Annotated in this window: 22 protein-coding genes and 1 pseudogene; 11 read left to right on the top strand and 12 right to left on the bottom strand. The window is 74.5% G+C overall.

Features of this window, described 5'->3' with window-relative positions:
- Positions 1-29 precede the first annotated feature (29 nt).
- Positions 30-536 (bottom strand): annotated as a pseudogene (locus AC230_RS34055) (MerR family transcriptional regulator); the annotation flags it as partial.
- Positions 537-546: 10 nt separating this feature from the next.
- On the opposite strand from AC230_RS34055, the gene AC230_RS34050 reads away from it, so the two are divergent.
- Positions 547-759, top strand: coding sequence for a monooxygenase family protein (locus tag AC230_RS34050; protein WP_422125626.1), 213 nt, complete (start codon positions 547-549; stop codon positions 757-759).
- Between the two features lie 6 nt (positions 760-765).
- On the opposite strand, the gene AC230_RS23395 is transcribed toward AC230_RS34050, so the two are convergent.
- Positions 766-1,800: a zinc-dependent alcohol dehydrogenase family protein gene (locus AC230_RS23395; protein ID WP_049718315.1), complete on the bottom strand. Its 1,035-nt coding sequence runs from the start codon at positions 1,798-1,800 to the stop codon at positions 766-768.
- 207 nt (positions 1,801-2,007) lie between these two features.
- Between AC230_RS23395 and AC230_RS23390 the strand changes: the two genes are divergently transcribed.
- Entirely contained in the window at positions 2,008-2,403 is a 396-nt protein-coding gene (locus AC230_RS23390; RefSeq protein WP_049718314.1) for a hypothetical protein, read from the top strand.
- Here the strand turns inward: AC230_RS23390 and AC230_RS23385 are convergent.
- Positions 2,372-2,971 carry a TetR/AcrR family transcriptional regulator gene (locus AC230_RS23385; protein WP_049718313.1) on the bottom strand — a complete coding sequence of 200 codons (600 nt, stop codon included), beginning with the start codon at positions 2,969-2,971 and terminating at the stop codon, positions 2,372-2,374. The two genes, AC230_RS23390 and AC230_RS23385, sit on opposite strands and share 32 nt — an antisense overlap.
- A 181-nt stretch (positions 2,972-3,152) precedes the next feature.
- On the opposite strand from AC230_RS23385, the gene AC230_RS23380 reads away from it, so the two are divergent.
- Positions 3,153-4,385 (top strand): beta-ketoacyl-[acyl-carrier-protein] synthase family protein, encoded by a 1,233-nt coding sequence (locus AC230_RS23380; protein WP_078871520.1) that lies wholly within the window; start codon positions 3,153-3,155, stop codon positions 4,383-4,385.
- Positions 4,386-4,430: 45 nt separating this feature from the next.
- On the opposite strand, the gene AC230_RS23375 is transcribed toward AC230_RS23380, so the two are convergent.
- Positions 4,431-5,033: a response regulator gene (locus tag AC230_RS23375; RefSeq protein WP_241833376.1), complete on the bottom strand. Its 603-nt coding sequence runs from the start codon at positions 5,031-5,033 to the stop codon at positions 4,431-4,433.
- A gap of 601 nt (positions 5,034-5,634) precedes the next feature.
- On the opposite strand from AC230_RS23375, the gene AC230_RS23370 reads away from it, so the two are divergent.
- Positions 5,635-6,882: an IS110 family RNA-guided transposase gene (locus AC230_RS23370; RefSeq protein WP_049718310.1), complete on the top strand. Its 1,248-nt coding sequence runs from the start codon at positions 5,635-5,637 to the stop codon at positions 6,880-6,882.
- A gap of 145 nt (positions 6,883-7,027) precedes the next feature.
- Here AC230_RS23370 and AC230_RS23365 read toward each other — a convergent pair whose 3' ends face one another.
- Positions 7,028-8,203, bottom strand: coding sequence for a sensor histidine kinase (locus tag AC230_RS23365; RefSeq protein WP_049718309.1), 1,176 nt, complete (start codon positions 8,201-8,203; stop codon positions 7,028-7,030).
- A 157-nt stretch (positions 8,204-8,360) separates the two neighbouring features.
- On the opposite strand from AC230_RS23365, the gene AC230_RS23360 reads away from it, so the two are divergent.
- The 3 genes from AC230_RS23360 to AC230_RS23350 all read left to right on the top strand — a co-directional run bounded on the left by AC230_RS23360 (position 8,361) and on the right by AC230_RS23350 (position 9,616).
- Positions 8,361-8,561, top strand: coding sequence for a hypothetical protein (locus AC230_RS23360; RefSeq protein ID WP_049718843.1), 201 nt, complete (start codon positions 8,361-8,363; stop codon positions 8,559-8,561).
- Positions 8,562-8,594: 33 nt separating this feature from the next.
- Complete coding sequence (locus tag AC230_RS23355; RefSeq protein ID WP_049718842.1) at positions 8,595-9,089, top strand: GNAT family N-acetyltransferase; 495 nt, start codon at positions 8,595-8,597, stop codon at positions 9,087-9,089.
- Between the two features lie 86 nt (positions 9,090-9,175).
- The gene (locus AC230_RS23350) at positions 9,176-9,616 is read left to right on the top strand and encodes a GNAT family N-acetyltransferase (RefSeq protein ID WP_241833351.1); all 441 of its coding nucleotides are present in this window, start codon (positions 9,176-9,178) and stop codon (positions 9,614-9,616) included.
- Between the two features lie 207 nt (positions 9,617-9,823).
- Here AC230_RS23350 and AC230_RS23345 read toward each other — a convergent pair whose 3' ends face one another.
- The 3 genes from AC230_RS23345 to AC230_RS23335 all read right to left on the bottom strand — a co-directional run bounded on the left by AC230_RS23345 (position 9,824) and on the right by AC230_RS23335 (position 13,402).
- Positions 9,824-11,149, bottom strand: a complete 1,326-nt coding sequence (locus AC230_RS23345; protein ID WP_078871517.1) for an MFS transporter — start codon at positions 11,147-11,149, stop codon at positions 9,824-9,826.
- 80 nt (positions 11,150-11,229) lie between these two features.
- A complete protein-coding gene (locus AC230_RS23340) occupies positions 11,230-11,811 on the bottom strand; it encodes a TetR/AcrR family transcriptional regulator (RefSeq protein WP_049718308.1) in 582 nt (193 codons plus the stop codon).
- 148 nt (positions 11,812-11,959) lie between these two features.
- Complete coding sequence (locus tag AC230_RS23335) at positions 11,960-13,402, bottom strand: aminotransferase-like domain-containing protein (RefSeq protein WP_049718307.1); 1,443 nt, start codon at positions 13,400-13,402, stop codon at positions 11,960-11,962.
- Between AC230_RS23335 and AC230_RS23330 the strand changes: the two genes are divergently transcribed.
- Complete coding sequence (locus AC230_RS23330; protein ID WP_049718306.1) at positions 13,401-14,384, top strand: DMT family transporter; 984 nt, start codon at positions 13,401-13,403, stop codon at positions 14,382-14,384. The two genes, AC230_RS23335 and AC230_RS23330, sit on opposite strands and share 2 nt — an antisense overlap.
- 27 nt (positions 14,385-14,411) lie before the next feature.
- Complete coding sequence (locus AC230_RS23325; protein WP_049718305.1) at positions 14,412-14,612, top strand: DUF1918 domain-containing protein; 201 nt, start codon at positions 14,412-14,414, stop codon at positions 14,610-14,612.
- 9 nt (positions 14,613-14,621) lie between these two features.
- Here AC230_RS23325 and AC230_RS23320 read toward each other — a convergent pair whose 3' ends face one another.
- Positions 14,622-15,866 (bottom strand): glycoside hydrolase family 10-like protein, encoded by a 1,245-nt coding sequence (locus AC230_RS23320; RefSeq protein WP_049718304.1) that lies wholly within the window; start codon positions 15,864-15,866, stop codon positions 14,622-14,624.
- 158 nt (positions 15,867-16,024) lie between these two features.
- Here AC230_RS23320 and AC230_RS23315 point away from each other — a divergent pair, with 158 nt between their 5' ends.
- Positions 16,025-16,882, top strand: coding sequence for a 3-hydroxybutyryl-CoA dehydrogenase (locus AC230_RS23315; RefSeq protein WP_049718303.1), 858 nt, complete (start codon positions 16,025-16,027; stop codon positions 16,880-16,882).
- A 157-nt stretch (positions 16,883-17,039) separates the two neighbouring features.
- The gene (locus tag AC230_RS23310; RefSeq protein ID WP_049718302.1) at positions 17,040-17,297 is read left to right on the top strand and encodes a hypothetical protein; all 258 of its coding nucleotides are present in this window, start codon (positions 17,040-17,042) and stop codon (positions 17,295-17,297) included.
- Between the two features lie 9 nt (positions 17,298-17,306).
- On the opposite strand, the gene AC230_RS23305 is transcribed toward AC230_RS23310, so the two are convergent.
- The 3 genes from AC230_RS23305 to AC230_RS23295 all read right to left on the bottom strand — a co-directional run bounded on the left by AC230_RS23305 (position 17,307) and on the right by AC230_RS23295 (position 20,524).
- Complete coding sequence (locus AC230_RS23305) at positions 17,307-17,837, bottom strand: NUDIX hydrolase (protein ID WP_049718301.1); 531 nt, start codon at positions 17,835-17,837, stop codon at positions 17,307-17,309.
- 58 nt (positions 17,838-17,895) lie between these two features.
- On the bottom strand, positions 17,896-19,233 hold the full coding sequence (locus AC230_RS23300; RefSeq protein ID WP_049718300.1) for a tetratricopeptide repeat protein: 1,338 nt from the start codon (positions 19,231-19,233) through the stop codon (positions 17,896-17,898).
- Between the two features lie 142 nt (positions 19,234-19,375).
- Positions 19,376-20,524 (bottom strand): PP2C family protein-serine/threonine phosphatase, encoded by a 1,149-nt coding sequence (locus AC230_RS23295; protein ID WP_049718299.1) that lies wholly within the window; start codon positions 20,522-20,524, stop codon positions 19,376-19,378.
- Between the last annotated feature and the right edge of the window lie 98 nt (positions 20,525-20,622).

Genomic DNA, 20,622 nt, shown 5'->3' with positions numbered 1-20,622 from the left:
GGGCAGCGCGCGTGCCCGGTCACAGCGGCTCAGAACCGCCGGGCCGACTCCTCCGCGTGGGCCATGCGCCGCAGGCTCAGCAGCACCGGTTCGTACAGCACCGTCAGCGCGACGGCCGCCTCGATCTGGCCGGCGGGGGTGGGCTGGGCCTCGACCAGGTCGAGGTCGGTGACCGCCAGTCGGGCCGCCAGGCGGCCGTAGGGCAGGAGTTGGTCGACGCCGCAGGGGTAGCCGAGCCGGACCAGGGCGGCGACCGAGTCGACGAGCCGCCGGCGGGCGGGGCTGCGCAGGCCGGGGCCGGGGTCGGCGGACCAGCCGAGCCGTTCCAGCAGGGCCGCGACCGAGCGGCGGGCGGTCTCGACCGCCGGGTCGTCCTCGGCGGGCTCCTCGGGGCAGGGCAGCGCCCGGGTCGCCGCGCCGAGCCGCAGGTGGTGGTCCAGGGACTCGTCCTCCGCGGCGGCGATCACCTCACGCGCGGCGGCCACCGGGACCCCGCCGATCTGGATCAGTGCCCGCACGAGGCGCAGCCGCCGCAGAAACCGCCGCGTGCGGAGCAGCGGGGGCGCCGTCGGGATCTGGCACGAGACGTACGTCGTCCCGGCCGGTGCGTACGAGTCCGTCTACGTCGACATGCCGCCGGCCGGTCTGGCCGAGGTGCGGGGGGTCGAGCCCGTGGGCCGGCGCGGGGAGCGGGCGGCGCAGCGGCTGGCGGGCGGGGCCGGCGGCGCGGGACGGCCGGCAGAGGCCCTGGGCGGCTGACCGGGCTCACGGCCGGACGAGCACCTTCAGCGCCTCCCGGTCCGCCATGGCCCGGTAGCCGTCCGGGACTTCGTCGAGGCCGGCCGTGCGGTCGAAGACGCGGCCGGGGTCGACGGTGCCGTCGAGGACGTCGGGGAGGAGCTCCTCGATGTAGGCGCGGGCCGGGGCGACGCCGCCGGTGAGGGTGAGGTTGCGCTGGAACATGGACGGGCCGACGGGGCCGTCCTCGTACTGGGGGACGCCGACGCGGCTGACGACGCCGCCGTCCCGCACGACGCCGAAGGCCGTCTCCAGGGCGGGCAGGGTGCCGACGCATTCGAGGACCGCGCGGGTGCCGTCGCCGTCGGTCGACTCCCGTACGCGGGCGATGCCTTCCTCGCCGCGTTCGGGGACGACGTCGGTGGCGCCGAAGTCGCGGCCGAGGTCGGTGCGGGAGCGGTGGCGGCCCATGAGGAGGATGCGCCGGGCGCCGAGCCGGCGGGCGGCGAGGACGGCGCAGAGGCCGACGGCGCCGTCGCCGACGACCGTCACGGAGGTGCCGGGGCCGACGCCGGCGGTCACCGCGCAGTGGTGGCCGGTGCAGAAGACGTCGGAGAGGGTGAGGAGGGAGGGCAGGAGCTCGGAGTCCTCGCCGACGGGGAGTTTCGCGAGGGTGCCGTCGGCGAAGGGGGTCCGGACGGCCTCGCCCTGGCCTCCGTCGACGCCGTCCGTGGCCCAGTAGCCGCCGCTGGGACAGGAGGTGTGCAGGCCCTCGGCGCAGAACCGGCAGGTGTTGTCGGCGTAGGCGAAGGGGGCGACGACGATGTCGCCGCGCTTCACCCGGGAGACGTCGGCGCCGGTCTCCTCGACGACGCCGAGGAACTCGTGGCCGATCCGGTCGCCCTCGCGGGTCGCGGGGCGGGACGCGTAGGGCCACAGGTCGCTGCCGCAGATGCAGGTGCGCAGGACGCGGACGACGGCGTCGGTGGGGTGCTGGACGCGCGGGTCGGGGACCTCCTCGACGCGGATGTCGCCGGCCCCGTAGATCAGGGTGGCTTTCATGGGCTCGTCCGGTGGTCGGCGGTGGCGTGATCGCCCGTCCCTCCACCTTCGCACCGGCGGTGCCGGGCCGCACGCGGGCCCCGGAGGCACCGGGCGTTCCCCCGGGCGTGCCCGCGGCGTTCCCCCGGGCGTTCTCCCCGGCGTTCCACCGGCCGTTCCACCGGCCGCCGGACTGCGGGCGCGCCCGCGTTCGCCGACCCTGGACGCATGGACACGCACCACCACCACGAGCACTACGAGGTGACCGTCACCAACCGGACCGGTCACTCGCTGGAACTGACCGCCCGGTCCGTCTCCGGCGGCTTCGACCGGGCGCCGGAGACGGGGCACGTGCTGCGGCCCGGGGAGAGCGACACGTTCGGCGTGGGGACGGACCGGCTGCCCGGGGAGTCGGGCACGGCGTCCTTCTCGTACCGGATGACGGACGCGCCGGTCGCGGTGACGGCCGTCTGCGGTCCGCCGGGGACGGTGTGGCCGAGCGGGACGGTGCGGGGCGCGCGCGGCCGGGACTACGCGTGCACGGTCGACCGGGACGCGCGGGCCGGACGGGGCTTCATCGCCGTGGAGCGGGTCAAGTCCCGGATCCCGCCGATGGGGATGTGAGCGGGCCGCCCGCCGCCAGCAGCGCCGCGAAGCGCTCGACGGCGCGGTCGGCGCGCTCGCGGTCGCCGGTGACGGCGAGGTCGAGCAGCAGGCCCCGGACCAGCGCCATGACCATCGTCGGCGTGACGGTGTCGGCGGGCCCGTCGGCGAGGTCGCGGAAGGTGACGCCGAGGGTGTCGCACCACTCGGCGACCACGTCGCCCAGCTCCCCGTAGTTCTCCGGGTGCGCGATGGCGTCGGCGTGGACCTCGAAGAACAGCCGGACGTACGGGGCGCGTTCGGGCGCGCTGATCCAGGCCCAGATGCCGCGCAGCCGCTCCTCGGGCGTGGCCGTCCCCGGCAGCAGCTCTTCTGCGACGCGTGCCGCGCCGCGGCGGCGGGCCTCGGCGAGGACGGCCGCGACCAGCTCCTGCTTGCTGCCGAAGTCGTAGAGCAGCATGCGCGGGCTGGTGCCGAGCGCGGCGGCGAGCGGGCGCAGGCTCAGCCCGGCCAGGCCGTTGGCCAGGACGTAGTCGGCCGCGCGGGCGAGCGTGCGCTTCCGCCGGCCGGGGTCGGCGGGTCGTCCCATCCGGATCCCTCTTCCTTCGCTTCTCTTCGCTGCACGGCCTCTTCGCTGCACAGACTCTTCGCTGCACAGCCCCTTCGCCGTACGGACTCCGTGCCTTGCGGACCCCGTGCCTTGCGGGGTTTATGGTACGACTGTTTCAGCAACAGCTGTTTCACCAACGACGGGCAGAAGGGTGCGAGGCGTGAGCGCAGGGAGCGCGGAGGCGGACGGCGTGGTCGTCACGGGTCTGGGGGCCACGACGCCGCTGGGCGGGGACACGGCCTCGACCTGGTCCGCGATGCTGGCCGGGCGGTCGGGCATCGGCCGGATCGAGGAGGACTGGGCGGAGTCCCTGCCGGTGCGGATCGCCGGCCGGCTCGCGGTCGAGCCGACGGACGTCCTGGACCGCGTCCAGGCGCGCCGCATGGACCGCTGCGAGCAGGTCGCGCTGATCGCCGCGCGCGAGGCGTGGGCGGACGCGGGCCGTCCCGAGGTCGATCCGGAACGGCTGGCCGTGGTCATCGGCACGGGCACCGGGGGCGCCCTGACGCTGCTGGGGCAGGACGACGTCCTGGAGGCGTCCGGGGTGCGCAAGGTCTCCCCGCACACGGTCCCGATGCTGATGGCGAACGGCCCGGCCGCCTGGGTGAGCATCGAGCTCGGCGCCAAGGGCGGCGCCCACACACCGGTGAGCGCCTGCGCGTCCGGGGCCGAGGCCCTGGCGCAGGGCCTGGACCTCATCCGGCTGGGCCGGGCGGACGTGGTCGTGGCGGGCGGTACGGAGGCGTGCGTCTGCCCGCTGCCGATGGCCGGCTTCGCCCAGGCCCGCGCGCACTCCACGCGCAACGACGAACCCACGCGCGCCTCGCGGCCGTTCGACCGCGACCGGGACGGGTTCGTCATCGGCGAGGGCGCGGCCGTCGTCGTGCTGGAGCGCGCCTCCTTCGCGGCGGCGCGCTCGGCCCGGGCGCACGCGGGGCTGGCCGGGGCGGCGGTCACCTCGGACGCGTACCACATCACCGCCGCGCACGCGGAGGGCCAAGTGCGGGCGATGCGGGGCGCGTTGGCGGACGCGGGACTGTCCGCGCGGGACGTCGGCCTCGTGCACGCCCACGCGACGTCCACGCCCCTGGGCGACCTGACGGAGGCCCGGTCGGTGGCCGAGGCCATCGGCACGCACCCGGCGGTGACCGCCACCAAGTCGATGACCGGACACCTCTTCGGCGCGGCGGGCGCGCTGGGCGCGGTCGCCACGGTCCTGGCCCTGCGCGAGGGCGTCGTACCGGCGACGGCGAACCTCGACGCGCCCGATCCCGAGGTGGCACTCGACGTGGTGGCGGGCGAAGCGCGGGCGGTGCGGGCGCGGGCGGCGGTGGCGAACGCGTTCGGCTTCGGCGGGCACAACGCGTCGCTGGTGTTCACCGCCGTGCGCTGAGCGCCCCGTTCGAACGCCCCGGTCGCCGGGGCCGGCGCGGTGCGCTCAGACGTCCTCCGCGTCGTTGACGAGGAGCGCGATCTGCACCCGGTTGTTGAGTCCCAGCTTGGTGAGGATGCGGGAGACGTGGGTCTTCACCGTGGGCACGCTCATGTACAGCCCCGCCGCGATCTCCGCGTTGGACTCGCCCCGGCCGACCGCCCGGGCCACCTCCCGCTCCCGCTCCGCGAGCGCCGCGAGCCGGTCGCGGGCCCGGGCGGCGCGCTCCCGGCGGGCGTCGCGGCCGCCGCCCGAGACCCGCTCGATGAGCTGCCGCGTGACGGCCGGCGACAGCACCGGCTCCCCCGCGGCGACCTTCCGTACGGCGTCCACGATCTGCGCCGGCGGCGTGTGCTTGAGCACGAACCCGGCCGCGCCCGCCCGCAGGGCGCGCAGGACGTGCTCGTCGGTGTGGAACGTGGTCAGCACGATCACCTCCGGGGCGCGGGGGCGGGCCCGCAGCGCCTCCGTCGCCGCCAGGCCGTCCACCGTCGGCATGCGGATGTCCATCAGGACGACGTCCGGGGCGTGCTCCTCCACGAGCGCCGCCACCTCGCCGCCGTCGGACGCCTCCGCGACGACCTCCAGCTCCGGCGCGCCGCCGAGCATCAGCCGGAGCCCGGCCCGCACCAGGGGGTCGTCGTCCACGAGGAGGACGCGGATGGGCTCGGGGTCGGATGCGTGCTCTGTCACTCGGTCCGCCTGGGAAGGAAGTCGGGCTGATCTGCCGGGGGTTCGCCCTCGGGCGGTTTCAGCCTAATTCGTTTCTAGCGGTCGCGGTGACGCCCGAGGGCTTCACCCGGTCGTTCGAGTGCTGGGGCTGTGACACCTTTCTTGAGCCCGGCCTGTGAGGTCTACCTATAGACCGTGTGGGCAGCCCCGGCACTCGTGGTGGTGGCGGTCGCGTGGGCGCCGGGCGGATGTCTTCGCATGGCCTGGCCCTCGACGCCTCGGTACAGATCGGCAACGCTCGGCGTTCTCGCGGCTGCCACCACCTGCTCTGCTCGCTCGTTGATCTTCGTGGTGCGAGCCCGCCGCGCGGTGACCTCTCAATTCGCCCGAGCCGCTACCGAGCTCCCGTCTAGACCGAGGCCCGCGTGGCGCGCTGGTGCCACGAACGGCTAGCGAGGTGGCGGACCGGTCCTCTGGCCGAGTCCTGGAATTAGGTCGCTGCGTGGCCCGCATGCGCTCGTGACCAGCGCAAACACTCATGCTCAGGGGAGGAGCACTCTTGATCTACTGCGGTATCGACTGGGCCGAACGCACCCATGACGTCGCCTTGGTCGACGACAGCGGACAGCTGCTGGCCAAGCGTCATATCACCGACGACGCGGCCGGCTACCGGATCCTGCTGGACCTGCTCGCCGAGTACGGCGACACAGAGGAGACCCCGATCCCTGTCGCGATCGAGACGTCCCGCGGCCTGCTGGTCGCCGTGCTGCGGACCGGCAAGCGGCAAGTCTTCGCCATCAACCCGATGGCCGCCGCCCGCTACCGCGACCGCCACAGCGTCAGCCGAAAGAAGTCCGACCCCGGCGACGCCCTCGTCCTCGCGAACATCCTCCGCACGGACATGCACGCCCACCGCCCCCTGCCCGGCGACAGCGACCTGGCCCGCGCCGTCGCCGTGCTCGCCCGCGCCCAGCAGGACGCGACCTGGAACCGCCAGCAGCTCGCCAACCAGCTCCGCTCACTCCTACGCGAGTACTACCCGGCCGCCCTCGAAGCGTTCGGCGTCTGGCAAAACGGCCTGTGCCGTCCCGAGGCCCGCGAGCTCCTCAAGGCCGCCCCGACCCCGGCCCGGGCGGCCCGGCTGACGCGCCCGCAGATCACCGCCGCTCTCAAGCGCGCTGGCCGCCAGCGCGGCATCGACGCCGAAGCCGAGTGGCTCCGCGAGGTCTTCCGCGCCGACTGGGCCCACCAGCCACAGCTGGTCGAGGACGCACTCGGCAAGCAGATGCTCGCCCTCCTCGTCCAGCTCGACGCCACCTGCACCGCCGCCGACGGCCTCGCCGAGGCAGTCGAAGAGGCTTTCCCTCAGCACCCGGACGCCAAAGTGATCACTAGCTTCCCCGGTCTCGGCATCCAGCTCGGCGCCCGGGTGCTCGCCGAGATCGGGGACGACCGGGCACGCTTCGCCGACGCCCGCGGCCTCAAGGCATACGCGGGTGCCTCGCCCATCACCCGCGCGTCCGGGAAAAAGTCCAGCATCACCCGGCGGTGGGTGAAGAACGACCGCCTCAACCACGCCGGATACCTCTGGGCCTTCGCCTCCCTACGAGCATCGCCCGGGGCCATGGCCCACTATCGGCGCCGCAAAGAGCAGGGAGACTGGCACGCTGCTGCCCAACGCAATCTCTTCAACCGCATGATCGGACAGCTCTACCACTGTCTCAAGAACGGCGTGCTGTTCGACGAGCAGACCGCCTTCCCCACCGAGCTCGCCGCCGCGGCTTGACGCCTTAGCGTCGCGAGGTGTCTATAGGGGGTTCCGGGGCGGTGGGCCGCGGTGTGGCCGCGGGCCCGCACCCCCCGGGCTCACTCCCCCGGGCTCACTGCGCCGGGCTCACTCCACCGGGATCCGGCGCGGCGGGGCCCGCCCGTCAGCCGCGCCCCGCCGCGCCCCCCGCCGGGGCCACGGCCGGAGCGTCTCCGTCCGCCTCCCACGGCAGCCACGCCCGCAGGACGAACCGCCCCTCTCCACGGCCGTGTTCGAGGCGGCCGCCGGCCAGGTGGGTGCGTTCGGCGAGGCCGGTGAGGCCCTGGCCCGCGCCGGGGACGGGGGAGGAAGGGGCGTGCGGGACGAGGGGGTTGCGGACCTCGACGGTGAGGCCGGTACCGGGCGCGCCGGAGACGGTGACGGAGACGGGTGCGCCGGGGGCGTGCTTGCGGGCGTTGGTCAGGCCTTCCTGGACGATGCGGTAGACGGTGCGGCCGGTGACGGCGCGGGGCTCGGCGGAGCGGTCGGCCCGGAGGGAGAGGTCCACCTCGGTGCCCGCGGCGCGGGACTCGTCGGCGAGGCGCGGAAGGTCGGCCAGGGTCGGCTGGGGGCGCTCGGGGGCGTCCTCCCCGGCCGGCAGTCGCAGGACGCCGATGATCTCGCGCAGGTCCTCCAGGGCCTGGTGGGCGCCGGCCCGGATGATCGCGGAGGCGCGGCGGACGTCCTCCGGCGGGGCGTCCGGCCGGAACTCCAGCGCCCCGGCGTGGACGCTCAGCAGCGACAGCCGGTGGGCGAGCACGTCGTGCATCTCGCGCGCGATGTCCTCGCGGGCCTGGCGCCGCGCCTCCTCGCCCGCCCGCTCGGCGCGTTCGCGCAGTTCGGCGACGAGCCGCTGCCGGGAGCGGATGTAGAGGCCCCAGCCGAAGGCGCAGGTGACCAGCGCGTAGTAGGTGATCCCGGAGGCGACGGCGGTCGTGCTCAGCTCGGACTGCCGCAGGAGGAAGAGGGGGCCGGGCGCGGCGGCGAGGACGGCGATCCAGCGGGTGACGCGCGGCGGCCGGTGGGCGGCGACGGTGAAGACCGCGACGAGGGCCGGGCCGGTGACGAAGTGGGAGAAGCTGCCCGCGACGAGCAGCGCGGCGGCGAGCTGCACCGGCAGCCGGCGCCGCAGGAACAGCGCGGCGCAGGCGAGCCCGCCGGTGAGCTGGTCGGCGAGGAGCGCCCCCGGGGAGAGCTCCCGGCCGGCCAGCGCGTTGTCGGCGGTGAGCACCGAGAAGACGGCGGCGAAGAGGAAGAAGCCGAGGTCGGCGGCGCGGTCGCGGGAGGTGGAGCGGGTCATGTCCGCAATGTACGGCGCGGTGGCGGGCGTGCGGGGACCTGCGCCGGAGACCGATACCTTCGGACGACAGCCCGGCCCCCGCTCTCGTTCTCCGGTCGCCCGGCCGGCTGCCATGGTCCGACGCGCGGCACCCGGGCGGCCGCCTAGCGTCTCCGCCATGCAGAAGGTGCTGGGCTTCGTGAGCTTTGTTCTGATCGTCGGCGGGCTGGCCGGGCTGGTCCATGAATGGATCGGAGGGTTCCGGCTCTTCGGGTTCCTGCGGTATGTGACGCCCGAGGGGTACGAGGTGTACGCGAACGTGGTGTTCATCGTGGTCGGGGTCGCGGCCGGCGCCCTGGCGGAGGCGAAATCCCGGTGACGGGCGGGGTGTCCGGCGTGCATGATGCCGCGCATGCCGAGCATCCGAGAGGCGGGCGGGGACGACTGGCCCGCCGTCTGGCCGTTCTTCCGCGAGATCGTCGCGGCGGGCGAGACGTTTCCGTACCCGTTGGACCTCGGTCCGGACGACGCGCGGGAGCTGTGGCTCCGCCGGCCGCCGGGCCGGGCGGTCGTCGCGGTCGACGAGGCGTCGGGCGCCGTCCTCGGCACCGCGAGCATGGGCGCCAACCGCCCGGAGAACGGCTCCCACATCGCGAGCGCGAGCTACATGGTCGCCCCGGCGGCGGCGGGCCGGGGCGTGGGGCGGACGCTGGTGGAGGACTCACTGGGGTGGGCGAGGGCGGAGGGGTTCCGCGGGATGCAGTTCAACGCGGTGGTGGAGAGCAACGTGGTGGCCGTGGGGCTGTACCGGTCGCTGGGCTTCGAGGTGGTGGGGACAGTTCCCGGCGCGTTCCGGCATCCGCGGGCGGGGTTCGTGGGGCTGCATGTGATGTACCGGGGGCTGTAGCCCGTGCCACTCCCTTGCCGCTCCCGTACAACTCACCGGGAAAAACGGGGTGCTGGGCTCCGGGACCGGCTGGCATACTCCGCCGCGTGACGACCCACGACGCCCTCGCCCTCATCACCGGCGATCACGACCCGGAGCTGGCCGCCCGGCTCACCGACGAGCTGGTGGCCTTCAACGACGCGGCCACCGGCGCGGCCGGGCGCGGCACGTTGTCCGTCAAGGTGACGGACGCGGACGGGGAGCTGATCGGCGGGCTGACCGCGCGGACCTGGGGCGGGGTGTGCTTCGTGGAGCTGCTCTGGGTGCGCCCCGACAGCCGTGCGGGCGGCTGGGGCGGCCGGTTGCTGCGGGCCGCCGAGGCGGAGGCGGCGCGGCGCGGCTGCGACCGCGTGACCGTCTCCTCGTTCACCTTCCAGGCCCCGGACTTCTACCGGCGCCACGGCTACACCGAGACCGGCCGGACGCCGGGCCCCGCTGGCCACGAGGACGTCCACCTCGTCAAGTCGCTCGCGCCGACGTCGCGTTGACCGTCCGCCGCCCCTGCGGTCGGATCCTCCGCGGACCCGGGAGCGGCACGGCCGCCGACGGCACGCGGGGGGACGCGCCGTCGGACCGCGTGTCCGTCACCGCGGGACGGTGTGCGGCGGCCTGCCGGGGCCCGGGGCGCGGTGATCGCCCCGGGCGGCCGGTCTCTGCCGCCCGCGGACGGCACGTCGATGCCGCACCTGCGGGATCTACTCGGACGCGGAGCGCACGGTGGTGGCGCAGAGGGCGACGGCCGGGTCGGGGTCGGTGTCGGCGGGCGGGCGCAGCATGGTCTTCTGCTCGGTGTCGGCCGAGGTGGCGCCGGGTGACCCCGACGGCGCGCCGGACGTCCCCGTCGACCGGACGCCCCGGCGCCGCCCGTGGCCGCGGGCGAGGTCGGGGACGAGGGTGAGGAGTCCCAGCGCGGCCATGGCGGCGCCGATCCACAGGGGGCCGCGCAGTCCGGTGCGGTCGACGGCCAGTCCGCCGGCGGAGGAGCCGATGATGATGCCGAAGGTGATGAAGGAGGAGTGGACGGTGTTGACCAACGGGCGCGCGTTGGCCGTCCGTTGGACGCGGACGATCATCGCGGGGTTCATGGTGACGCCGACGAGGCCGATGCCCAGCATGCACGCCACCGCGGGGACGGCGAGGTGGGCGAGCAGCGCGAAGCCGGTGAGGAAGGCCAGGTTGAGGGCGAGTCCGCAGGCCAGGACGGGCAGGGTGTGGCGGTCGGCGAGGCGGGCGACGACGGTGTTGCCGACCACGGTGGCGGCACCGTAGGCGATCAGCAGCGGCGCCACGGCGCCGGTGCCGAAGCCGGTGACCTCGGTGAGGACGGGGTGGAAGTAGCTGAACGCGGCGAAGGTGGCGCCGATGATCAGGGTGCTGGTGGACAGCACCAGCCACAGCCGGGGGTTGCGGAAGACGGTGAGCTCCCGGCGGACGTCGCCGCCGCCCTCGGAGCGGCCGAGGCCGGGCACGCCGACGGCGGTGGCCACGGCGGCGGCCGCCGTCAGCAGGCCGATCGCCCAGAACGCGGCGCGCCAGCCCAGGTGTTCGCCGATCAGGGTGGAGAGCGGCAGGCCGAGGAGCGTCCCGAGCATGAGTCCGTTCATGACGACGCCGACCGCCCGGCCGCGCACGGCCGGTGCCGTCAGCTGGGGCACGATCGAGAGCGCGATGCCGAAGAACGCCTGGGCGGCGACGCCGGTGACGACGCGGGCCGCCATCATCACGCCGTAGCCGGTGGCCGTGGCGGCCAGCACGTTGCCGGCGAGGAAGACGGCGAACAGCGCGTACAGCGCGGTCTTCTGGGGGAGCCGCAGGAGGGCGACGGTGAGGAACGGGCCGCCGAGGGCCATGGCGGCGGCGTAGGCGGTGATGAGGTAGCCGATCTCGGGGACGGAGACGCCGAGCCCCTCGGCCATCTGCGGCATCAGCCCGGCGACGACGAACTCGCTGGTGACCATGGCGAAGATGCCCAGGGCGAGGACGTGGACGGGGCGGGGGACGACATCCTTCGTTGAGGACATTTTTTTCCAACCGATCGTTCCAGTAAAGGGGCCGAAGAAAGCCCCCGGAGCGCTCCGGGGGCGGTGCCGGCACGGACGGGTCAGCGCAGCAGGGCCAGCGCCGACTCCACGGCGTCGTCCAGCCGGCGCCGCGCGTCGGCGGTCTTCCCGACGACGCGCAGACCCTGGAGGAAGGTGACGAGGAAGCGGGCGAGGGCGCGGGGATCCGCGCCCTCCCCCAGCTCGCCCTGCTCACGGGCCCGGACCAGGGCCCCGGCGAGCGAGGTCTCCAGCTCGGTCAGCGCGGCCTCCACGCGCCGCCCGGCCCGGGGGTCGTGCGGCCCCAGCTCGACGGCGGTGTTGGTGACCAGACACCCCTTGCGGTCGGGGTCGTCCAGCGACTCGGCCGCGTACAGACGGATCAGGTCCCGCACGGCGGACAGGGCGGACCCGGGCCGGCTCAGCACCCCCATGGCCACGTCCCCCTTCGTCTCGCAGTAGCGGTCGAGGGCCCGCAGGTAGAGGGCGTGCTTGCTGCCGAAGGTGGCGTAGATGCTGCCCCGGTTGACGCCGAGGTGGTCCACCAGGTCCTGCAGGGACGTGGCTTCGTAGCCCTTGCGCCAGAACAGCTCCAGCGCGGAGCGGAGCGCCGCGTCCGGGTCGAATTGCTTGGTCCTGCCCATGCCGGGGACGCTACCCCAATCGAACCGTTCGTTCAAGAAACGCCCACGCCTGCGGGCTTCCCGGACCAGTGGCGCAGCGCCTCGCCGAGTTTCCCGTCGAGGTCCGTCGCGCCGCCGACGCCGAGGTTGGGAGTGAGGCCCTGCCCTCTCAACACCTCCGCATCGCCACCCCCAACCTCCTCACACCCTCCCCCAGTTCCCCGACTCCCCCCACCCCCGCCATACACAACCGCACATACGCCGCCGGCGGCTCGGCCGCGAAGTAGAGGCGGCCCGGCGCCACCGCCACCCCCTCGCGCAGCGCCGCCGCGACGACCCCCGCCTCGTCCATGCCGTCGGGCAGCCGCGCCCAGACATGGAATCCGCCGGGTGGGGCGAAGTCCACTCCGGCGGAGGGGAGTTCGCGGCGCATCGCACCCAGCAGCGCCTCCCGCCGCACCCGCAACTCCCCCGCCACCGCCCGCCCGTGCCGCGCCCACGCCGGTGAGCCGATCAGTTCCAGCGCCGCCTCCTGCACCGGCCGTGGCACGAAGAAGCTGTCGACGATCTGGACGGCGCGCAGCCGGTCGAAGACGGGGCCGCGCGCGGCCAGGGCGCCCACCCGCAGGCTCGGCGAGGTGAACTTCGTCAGCGAGCAGAGGTGGACGACGACCCCGTCGGGGTCCTCGGAGGCCAGCGTCGGCGGCAGCGGCGGCGCGTCCTCGTGCGCGAGCCGCCGGGCGAAGTCGTCCTCGACGACGAACGCGCCCGCCGCCCGCGCCAGCCGCAGCACCTCGCGCCGCCGCGCGGCGGAGAGGACGGCCCCGGTCGGGTTCTGGAACAGCGGCTGGGTGAAGAACACCCGCGCCCCGGTGGCCCGGAAGGCGTCGGCGAGCAGATCCGTCCGCACCCCGTCGGCGTCGACGGGGACCGGCACCGGCCGCAGCCCGGAGGCCCGGGCGGCGGCCAGGACGCCGGGGTAGGTCGGCGACTCGACGAGCACCGGCGCCCCGGGCGGGGCGAGCGCGCGCAGGGCGGTGGTCAGGGCGCTCTGCCCGCCGGCGGTGATCAGCACATCGGCGTCGGTGACCGTACCGCCGGGCCCGCCGATCTCGCGGGCGAACCAGGCGCGCAGCGCGCCGACGCCCTCCAGCGGCGGCCGCTCCCAGGCGCCGGGACGGCGCCCGGCCCGGGCGAGCGCGGCGGCGAGGGCGCGTTCGGGCTGGAGGGCGGGGTGCAGATAGCCGCCGCAGAGGTCGATGACACCCGGCGGGGCCGGGGTGAACGCGGCCAGCACCCGGCCGGCCTCCACGGAGCGGGGCACCGTCCGGTCCCCCGGCTCGGCGCTCAGCGCGACCTGCTGCCAGGAGGTGTCGCCACGCGGCGCGAGGGCGGCCGCCGCCGGCTCCGCGCGGAAGGCGCCAGCCCCGGGCCGGGTGGTGACCAGCCCTTCGGCGACCAGGACGGCCAGGGCGCGGGAGACGGTGACGGGGCTCGCCCGGAAGCGGTCCACGAGGGACCGGCTCGACGGAAGCTTCTCACCGGGTGAGTAGCGGTCGAGCTCCCCACGGAGGATCCCGGCGAGTTCGGCCACACTGCTACGCTCGTGCATGACAGCACAAGATAGCGCTACTCACTGCGGTGCGATAGCGGTGCGCGGCGGCAGCGGCACCCTCCTCGCCCTCCTCGGCGTGGGCATGTTCTCGCTGACCTTTCCGGCGACCGTCTGGGCGCTGGACGGTCTCGGCCCCTGGTCGGTGACGGCCTGCCGGGCGGTGCTCGGCGGCCTGGTCGCGGCCGGCTTCCTGGCGGCCCGCCGGGAGCGGCTGCCGGACCGGCGCCACCTCGTCCCACTGACTGTCGTCGCGGCCGGCGTCGTCGTCGGCTTCCCGCTGCTGACGACGCTCGCCCTGGGCTCCTCGACGACCTCGCACGCGGCGGTGGTCGTCGGCCTGCTGCCGGTGACCACCGCCGCGTACGCGGCCGTACGGACCGGAGCCCGGCACTCCGCCGCCTTCTGGGCCGCCGCGCTGACGGGCGCCGCCGTGGTCGTCGCCTTCGCGGCGTACCAGAGCGGAGGCCGTCCCGGCACCGGCGATCTGTACCTCTTCGCCGCCCTGCTGGTGTGCGCCGCGGGCTACGCGGAGGGCGGTCTGCTGGCCCGGGAGCTGCCCGGGTGGCAGGTGATCGGCTGGGCGCTGGTGTTCAGCCTGCCCCTGGCGCTGGCCGGCGCGGCGGTCGCGCTCGCCCTGGAGCCCTTCCGCCTCACGGGCCAGGCCACGGCCGGCATGCTCTGGCTGGGCTTCTCCACCTTCGTGAGCATGTGGGTCTGGTACCGGGCGATGGCCCTCACCGGGGTCGCCCGGGCCGGGCAGCTCCAGCTGGCCCAGCCGCTGCTGACGCTGGTCTGGTCGGTGACCCTGCTCGGGGAGCGGATCGGCCCGGCGGCGCCGCTCGCCGCCGTCGCCGTGCTGGCGTGCATCGCGGTGACGCAGCGGGCCGGGTCGCCGACCCGATCGGACCGTAGACCGAGCCCGGCCGCGTCCGCGAACCTAGACTTGGACGTATCCCGTTCAGTTCCCCGTCAGTCCTGAAGAGACCTGATGAAAGGGGCACCGCCGATGCATGCGAGCAAGGGCGACAAACTGGTCGTGCACGGCAGGATCGTCGGGCAGAAGGACCACGTCGTGGAGATCGTCGAGGTGCTGGGCCGCGACGGGAACCCGCCGTACCGGGTCCGGGCGGAGAACGGCCACGAGACGATCATGTCCCCCGGCCCGGACTCGGTGGTCGACCACCGCAAGGCGACCGGTACCGCCTGACACCGACGCTCAGCGAGGCGGGCGCGCGCGGCGCGGATAGTGGTCCCGCACCACGCGCGCCATCGCCCCGACGGGGTCGTCGGCCACCTGCCGGGCCGAGAAGTAGACGTTCCCCCGCACCTCGGTGTGGCGCCGGGCCAGCGTGAGGTGGCGGGAGAGTTCGGCCGGGTCCTGCCAGGGGGCGGGCTGACCGGAGGCGCCCTGGCGGTAGAGGGCCTCGCCGACGTAGAGGTCGACGCCCGTGCCGCGCACGGTCTTCGCCCACCAGGGGACGAGCTTGGCGTAGTCGGCCGCGGAGTTGCCGATGTGCCAGTACACCTGGGGGACGATGTAGTCGATCCACCCCTCGCGGACCCAAGTGCGGGTGTCCGCGTAGAGGTCGTCGTAGGTCTGGACCCCGGCCCGGGTGTCCGAACCCCGGGAATCCGTCGACCTGTTGCGCCACACGGCGAACGGGCTGACGCCGAACCGCACGTGTTTCCTGCGGCTCTTGATCCGCTCACCCGTCTCGCGCACCAGCCGGTCGATGTTGTCCCGCCGCCAGGCCGCCCGGCTGGGGAAGCCCCGGCCGTGCTCGCGCCAGGCGGCCGTGTCGTCGAACTCCTTGCCCGCGACGGGATAGGGGTAGAAGTAGTCGTCGAAGTGGACGCCGTCGAGGTCGTAGCGCCAGACCGCGTCCAGCATCGCGTCCTGGACGAAGCGGCGCACCTCCGGCAGGCCGGGGTTGTAGTAGAGCTTGCCGCCGTACGGGACGGCCCAGGAGGGGTGGACGCGGGCCGGGTGCGAGCGGACGAGGCGTCCGGGGTCGGTGTGGTTGGCGATGCGGTACGGGTTGAACCAGCCGTGCAGCTGGAGATCCCGGTCGTGGGCCTCGCGGACGGCGAACGCCAGCGGATCCCAGCCGGGGTCGCGGCCCTGACGGCCGGTCAGGTACTCCGACCACGGCTCGTACCGCGAGGGCCAGAAGGCGTCGGCGGTCGGCCGGATCTGGAGGATGACGACGTTGAGCCGCCGGGCGAGGGCCGCGTCGTAGAGCGCGCGCAGCTCGCGCTTCTGCCGGTCCGGGGAGAGCCCCGGCTTCGAGGGCCAGTCGAGGTTGGCCACGGTCGCGGCCCACATGCCGCGGAACTCCGTGCCGGCCGCGGCCTTCCGCTCGCCGCGGCCGCTCCGGCCGTCCGCGGACACCCGCGGCACGTCCAGGGCGAAGGCCGCGGCCGCCAGGGTGCCGGCCGCCGTGAACCGTCTTCGCGTCATACGTCCCATTGCTGGTCACTCCTTGTCGGATGTGTCACACCCCGAGCGCCCAGCATGCCCTCCCCGGGGCGCCCTTTACGGCAGGACGCGGAGTAACGTCTCCCCGAGGCGGGGCATCGGCGCGCCGCCGGTCGGCGAGGATCAGAAAGGGCACGTTTGTGAGCGACATCGAACGCGTCGGAGTGGTCGGCTGCGGCCAGATGGGCGCGGGCATCGCGGAGGTGTGTGCCCGGTCCGGACTGGACGTCAAGGTCGCCGAGACCACCGGCGACCGGCTGGAGCTGGGCCGCACCCGGCTGACCAACTCCCTGGCCAAGGCCGCCGAGCGCGGCAAGATCAGCGAGGAGGAGCGCGACGGGGCGCTCGGCCGGCTGAGCTTCACCACCGACCTCGGCGAGTTCGCCGACCGCGACCTGGTCATCGAGGCCGTCGTGGAGAACGAGCAGGTCAAGACCGAGATCTTCCAGGTGCTCGACCAGGTCGTCACCCGCAAGGACGCCATCCTGGCCTCCAACACCTCCTCCATCCCCCTCGTCCGGCTGGCCGTCGCCACCTCGCGCCCGGACCGGGTCATCGGCATCCACTTCTTCAACCCGGCGCCGGTGCAGAAGCTGGTCGAGCTCATCCCCGCGCTCACCACCTCGCAGGAGACCGTGGCACGCGCCGAGGAGCTCGTCGGCAAGGTACTGGGCAAGCACGCGATCCGCGCCCAGGACCGCTCCGGCTTCATCGTCAACGCCCTGCTGATCCCCTACCTGCTCTCCGCCATCCGGATGTTCGAGTCCGGCATCGCCAGCCGCGAGGACATCGACAACGGCATGGAGATGGGCTGCGCCCACCCCATGGGCCCGCTCAAGCTCTCCGACCTCATCGGCCTCGACACCGTCGCCTCGGTCGCGGACAGCATGTACGCCGAGTACAAGGAGCCGCTGTACGCCGCTCCCCCGCTGCTCCAGCGGATGGTGGACGCCGGCCGGCTGGGCCGCAAGTCGGGGGCGGGCTTCTACACGTACTGAGCCCGGCGGTGAACGGCCCCGCCGCGCGGGCCCGTTCACACGGTGTGTGCGCGGAGGGCACCAACTCACCCTCCGCACACGCTCCCTTCCCGGGCTTCCCCGCGGTTGACTCGTCGTGTCAGCCAGCACGGGGGAAGACCCGGAAGGAGTACGGACCGTGACCAGCCATCCCGAGCACGCCGCCAAGTCGGGGGAGCTCGCGGAGCTCCGGCGCAGGGTCGATGTCGGCGTCGTCCGCATCGACGGGCACCTCGCCCTGCTCACCCAGCGCAGTGATCAGACGGAGCGCGAGATCACCGAAATGACCGAGCGGGTACGGGCGTTGGAGCACGACAAGTGGCCGCTGCCGTCGCTCGCCGCGCTCACCGGCCTGGCGGCCCTGGCGCTGGCCGTCTGGCAGGCCGCCGGCCGGTGACCACCGGGTTCAGCCGAGCCGGATGTGGTGCAGCAGGAGCAGGGCCGCCGCCATGTTGGCGGCCGGCACCTCGCCCCGCGCGATCAGGTCCGGGACGAGCTTGAGGGGCACCCACTCGCGGCGGTCCGACTCGAAGCCGTCCTCCGGGTCACCGATGTACTCCGCCTCGTCCGACCAGTAGATGTGGTGCCGGGCGTCGGTGAGCCCGTTGGACGGCTCGACGGACATCAGGTGCCTGAGCGGGCCCGGCCGCCAGCCGGTCTCCTCCTCCATCTCCCGGGCGGCGGCCCGGGCGGTCTCCTCGCCGTCCTCGACGACCCCGGCGGCCAGCTCCCAGCCCCAGTTGTCGGTGATGAACCGGTGCCGCCACAGCAGCAGGACCTCGTTGGCCGCGTTGACCACCGTGGCGGCCGCGACCGGGCGCAGCCGGATCAGGAAGTGGTCGAGATGCCGGCCGTCGGGGAGTTCGACGTCCGCGAGGTTGACCCGGAACCACCGGTTCTCGTAGACGGTCAGTTCCTTGAGATTCTTCCAACGCACGTGTTGCCACCTTCCGCCGAGGTGGCCACCTACCCGGGCGTCGCCCTCACAAGGGTCCTCACAGAGGCACGCGCAGCGCCCCGTCGATCATCTCGGCGGCCTCGGCGGTGGCCGCGCACCCGCTTTCGATCAGGTGCTCCCGCACCGCCCGGAGCCGGTCGCGTAAGCGCTGCGATTCCATGCCCCTCGCCTGCTCGGTCATCTCCTGAGCGGTGGCCACCGCCTTGTCCGCGTCTCCCTGACGCAGCTCGATGTGCGTGAGCATGGCGAGCCGGTGGACACGGCCCCGGTCGTGGGCCGGGGTGTCGACGGCCCGGTCGGCGTGCTCACGGGCGGGTCCGAGGTCCCCCAGGCTGAGCAGCGCCTCGGCCACCTGGACGTTGACCAGCCCCGGCTGGACGTAGCCGGTCTCGGCGGGCTCCTGGCCCCGGTGGATGCGCTCGGCGGCGGATTCCGCGCGGCGGATGCAGGCCAGCGCCCCGGCGCCGTCCCCGAGCCGGGCGTACGCCTTGGCCTGCATCGCGTAGAGGTCGGCGGTGAGCGCCGGGGTCAGATGGGGTCCGCCGGAGCGCAGCGCCGACTCCGCGAAGGCGACGGCCTGCCGGTACTCCCCCAGGAACAGGGACTGGTTGACGAGCAGGGCGATCACATAGGCGCCCAGGCCGCGGTCACCGCTGGCCTTCGCCAGGCGCAGCGCCTGGTGGAAGTAGCGCTGGGCCAGCCCGTGCGCGTCCGAGTCGTAGGCGCAGATGCCGGCGACCGCCACCAACCCGCCGGTGGCGCGGTGCAGTTGGCGGCCGGTGGCGTCGGAGTAGCTGCCGCGCAGCAGCGGGGCGGCCTCGGCGTTGAGGAAGCCGACGACCCGGGCGCGGGTGGCGACGCCGCCGGCCTTCCGGTACATCTGCTCGTAGTGCGTGCGGGCCGCGCGCAGCATGGCGATGTCCTCCATCGAGACGCGGGTCAGGCCGCGCCGGGAGACATCGGCGTCCTCGGGCGGGTTCTCCCACTCCCAGACGGGCATCACGGCGTGGGTGCCGGTGACGGCCGGGGCGGCGACGACGTGCTCGCGCTGCTGCTCGTCGGAGCGCCACAGGGCGGTGGCCCGCTCGACGAAGCCGGACAGGGGGGTGCCGGGGACGCGCGGGGTGCCGGGGGTGCCCAGGCCGATGTCGTCGAGGGTCAGGGGCCGGTGCAGGCGCTCGCCGAGGACCTCGCAGATGAGGTCGGGCACCTGGCCGCGCGGGCGCTGGCCCTTCAACCAGCGGGCCACGGCGGTGTGTTCGTAGCGCAACGCGAGACCTCGGGCGCGGCCGGCCGCGTTGACGTGCGCCGCCAGGCCGGCGTGGGATATCCCCGCCTCGTCCAGGATCGCGTCGAGCAGAGTGTTGGGCTCCATTGCCGCCCTCCGTGTGCGCTCGGTGGACTCAGCGTAACGGAAGCGGATTCGCACGGGGTGCGAACCGCTGCGCGGGGCTTGGCTTGTGGGGGCCCGGTGGGGCCCGTGGGGGTGCCCCCTCCCGGGGAGGGGTTGGGCCACGCTACGTCCGGGCCAGCTCGCCCGGGGGGAGGGCCAAGGGGGCGCGGGGGCGGTCGTTGCGGAGGGCGAGGAGGGCGAAGTCGTCGGTCAGCGCTCCGCCCGTGTGGCGGAGCAGGGCGGCGCGGACGCGGTCCACCAGCACGGCGGGCCCCGTGGCCGCGCCCCGGGCCGCCTCGGCCAGGGCGCGGGCGAACGGGAAGAAGACCCCCGTGCGGTCCCGCGCGTCCTCCGCCCCGTCCGTGTGCAGCACGAGGAACTCCCCGGGCAGCAGCCGGGCCAGGGCCCGCACCGGCGGCTCGGCGGGCAGGGGGAAGAGGCCCAGCGGCGGCAGGGGATCGTCCCCGCAGAGGAGCTGCGCCCGCGCACCCCCGCCCGGCTCCCGCACGACCCGATGCGGCCAGGGATGGCCGCAGTTGAGGGCGACGACCTCCGTCCCGGGCCGGATCTCCAGCAGCAGGACGGTCGCGAAGTCCTCGCCGGAGGGCGGCGGTTCCCCGGCGCCCAGGTGCCGCTGGAAGGCCCGCTCCAGGCGCCGCAGTACCCCCGGCAGCGACGGCTCGTCGTAGGCGGCCTCGCGGAAGCTGCCGAGGAGGGCGGCGACGGTGGCGAGGGCGGGCAGCCCGTGGCCGCGGACGTCGCCCATGACGACGCGGACGCCGTGCCGGGTGGCGAGCGCCTCGTAGAGGTCGCCGCCGACGAGGGCGCCCTCGCTCGCGGAGAGATGGCCGCCGGCCAGGGCCAGCCCGTCGAGCCGCGCGGGGAGCGGGCGCAGCAGCGCGTGCTGGGTGGCGGTGGCGATCTCGCGCAGGCGCTCCACCTCGCGGGTCAGCCGCAGGCCGCGGCGGCTGGTGAGGTAGGACGCGGCGACGACGACGAGGATGGCGCAGCAGGTGCCGAGGCGTACGTCCGGGCCGCCCGGTTCCGAGGGGCCCAGCGGGACGAGTGCGAACAGCGCGCAGCCGCCGCCGAGCAGGACGCACTGGCGGCGTCCGGTGCCGGCGCAGGCGATGGCCGGTGCGGCGGCGAGGAGCTGGACGAAGTGCGTGCCGAGCGGGCTCAGCAGCTCCCAGGTGACCACCGCGGCGACCCACACCCCGGGCAGCACGAGCACCGCACCGTGCCGGTGGCGCGCCGCCCTGGTACGGATCATTCCGTGGCTCCCCCTAGCGCGATGACGCGCTCGATTCTCGCGAGCGCGCCCCCGTGGGCAACGGCCCGTGCCCGGTTTTCCACCCCATTGAGTGACCC

Origin of the sequence: Streptomyces caatingaensis (assembly GCF_001187435.1) — a bacterium.
GTDB classification, from domain to species: Bacteria; Actinomycetota; Actinomycetes; order Streptomycetales; family Streptomycetaceae; genus Streptomyces; species Streptomyces caatingaensis.
The sequence above is the reverse complement of the archived record's forward strand: the minus strand, read 5'-3'. Positions and strand labels throughout refer to the sequence as shown.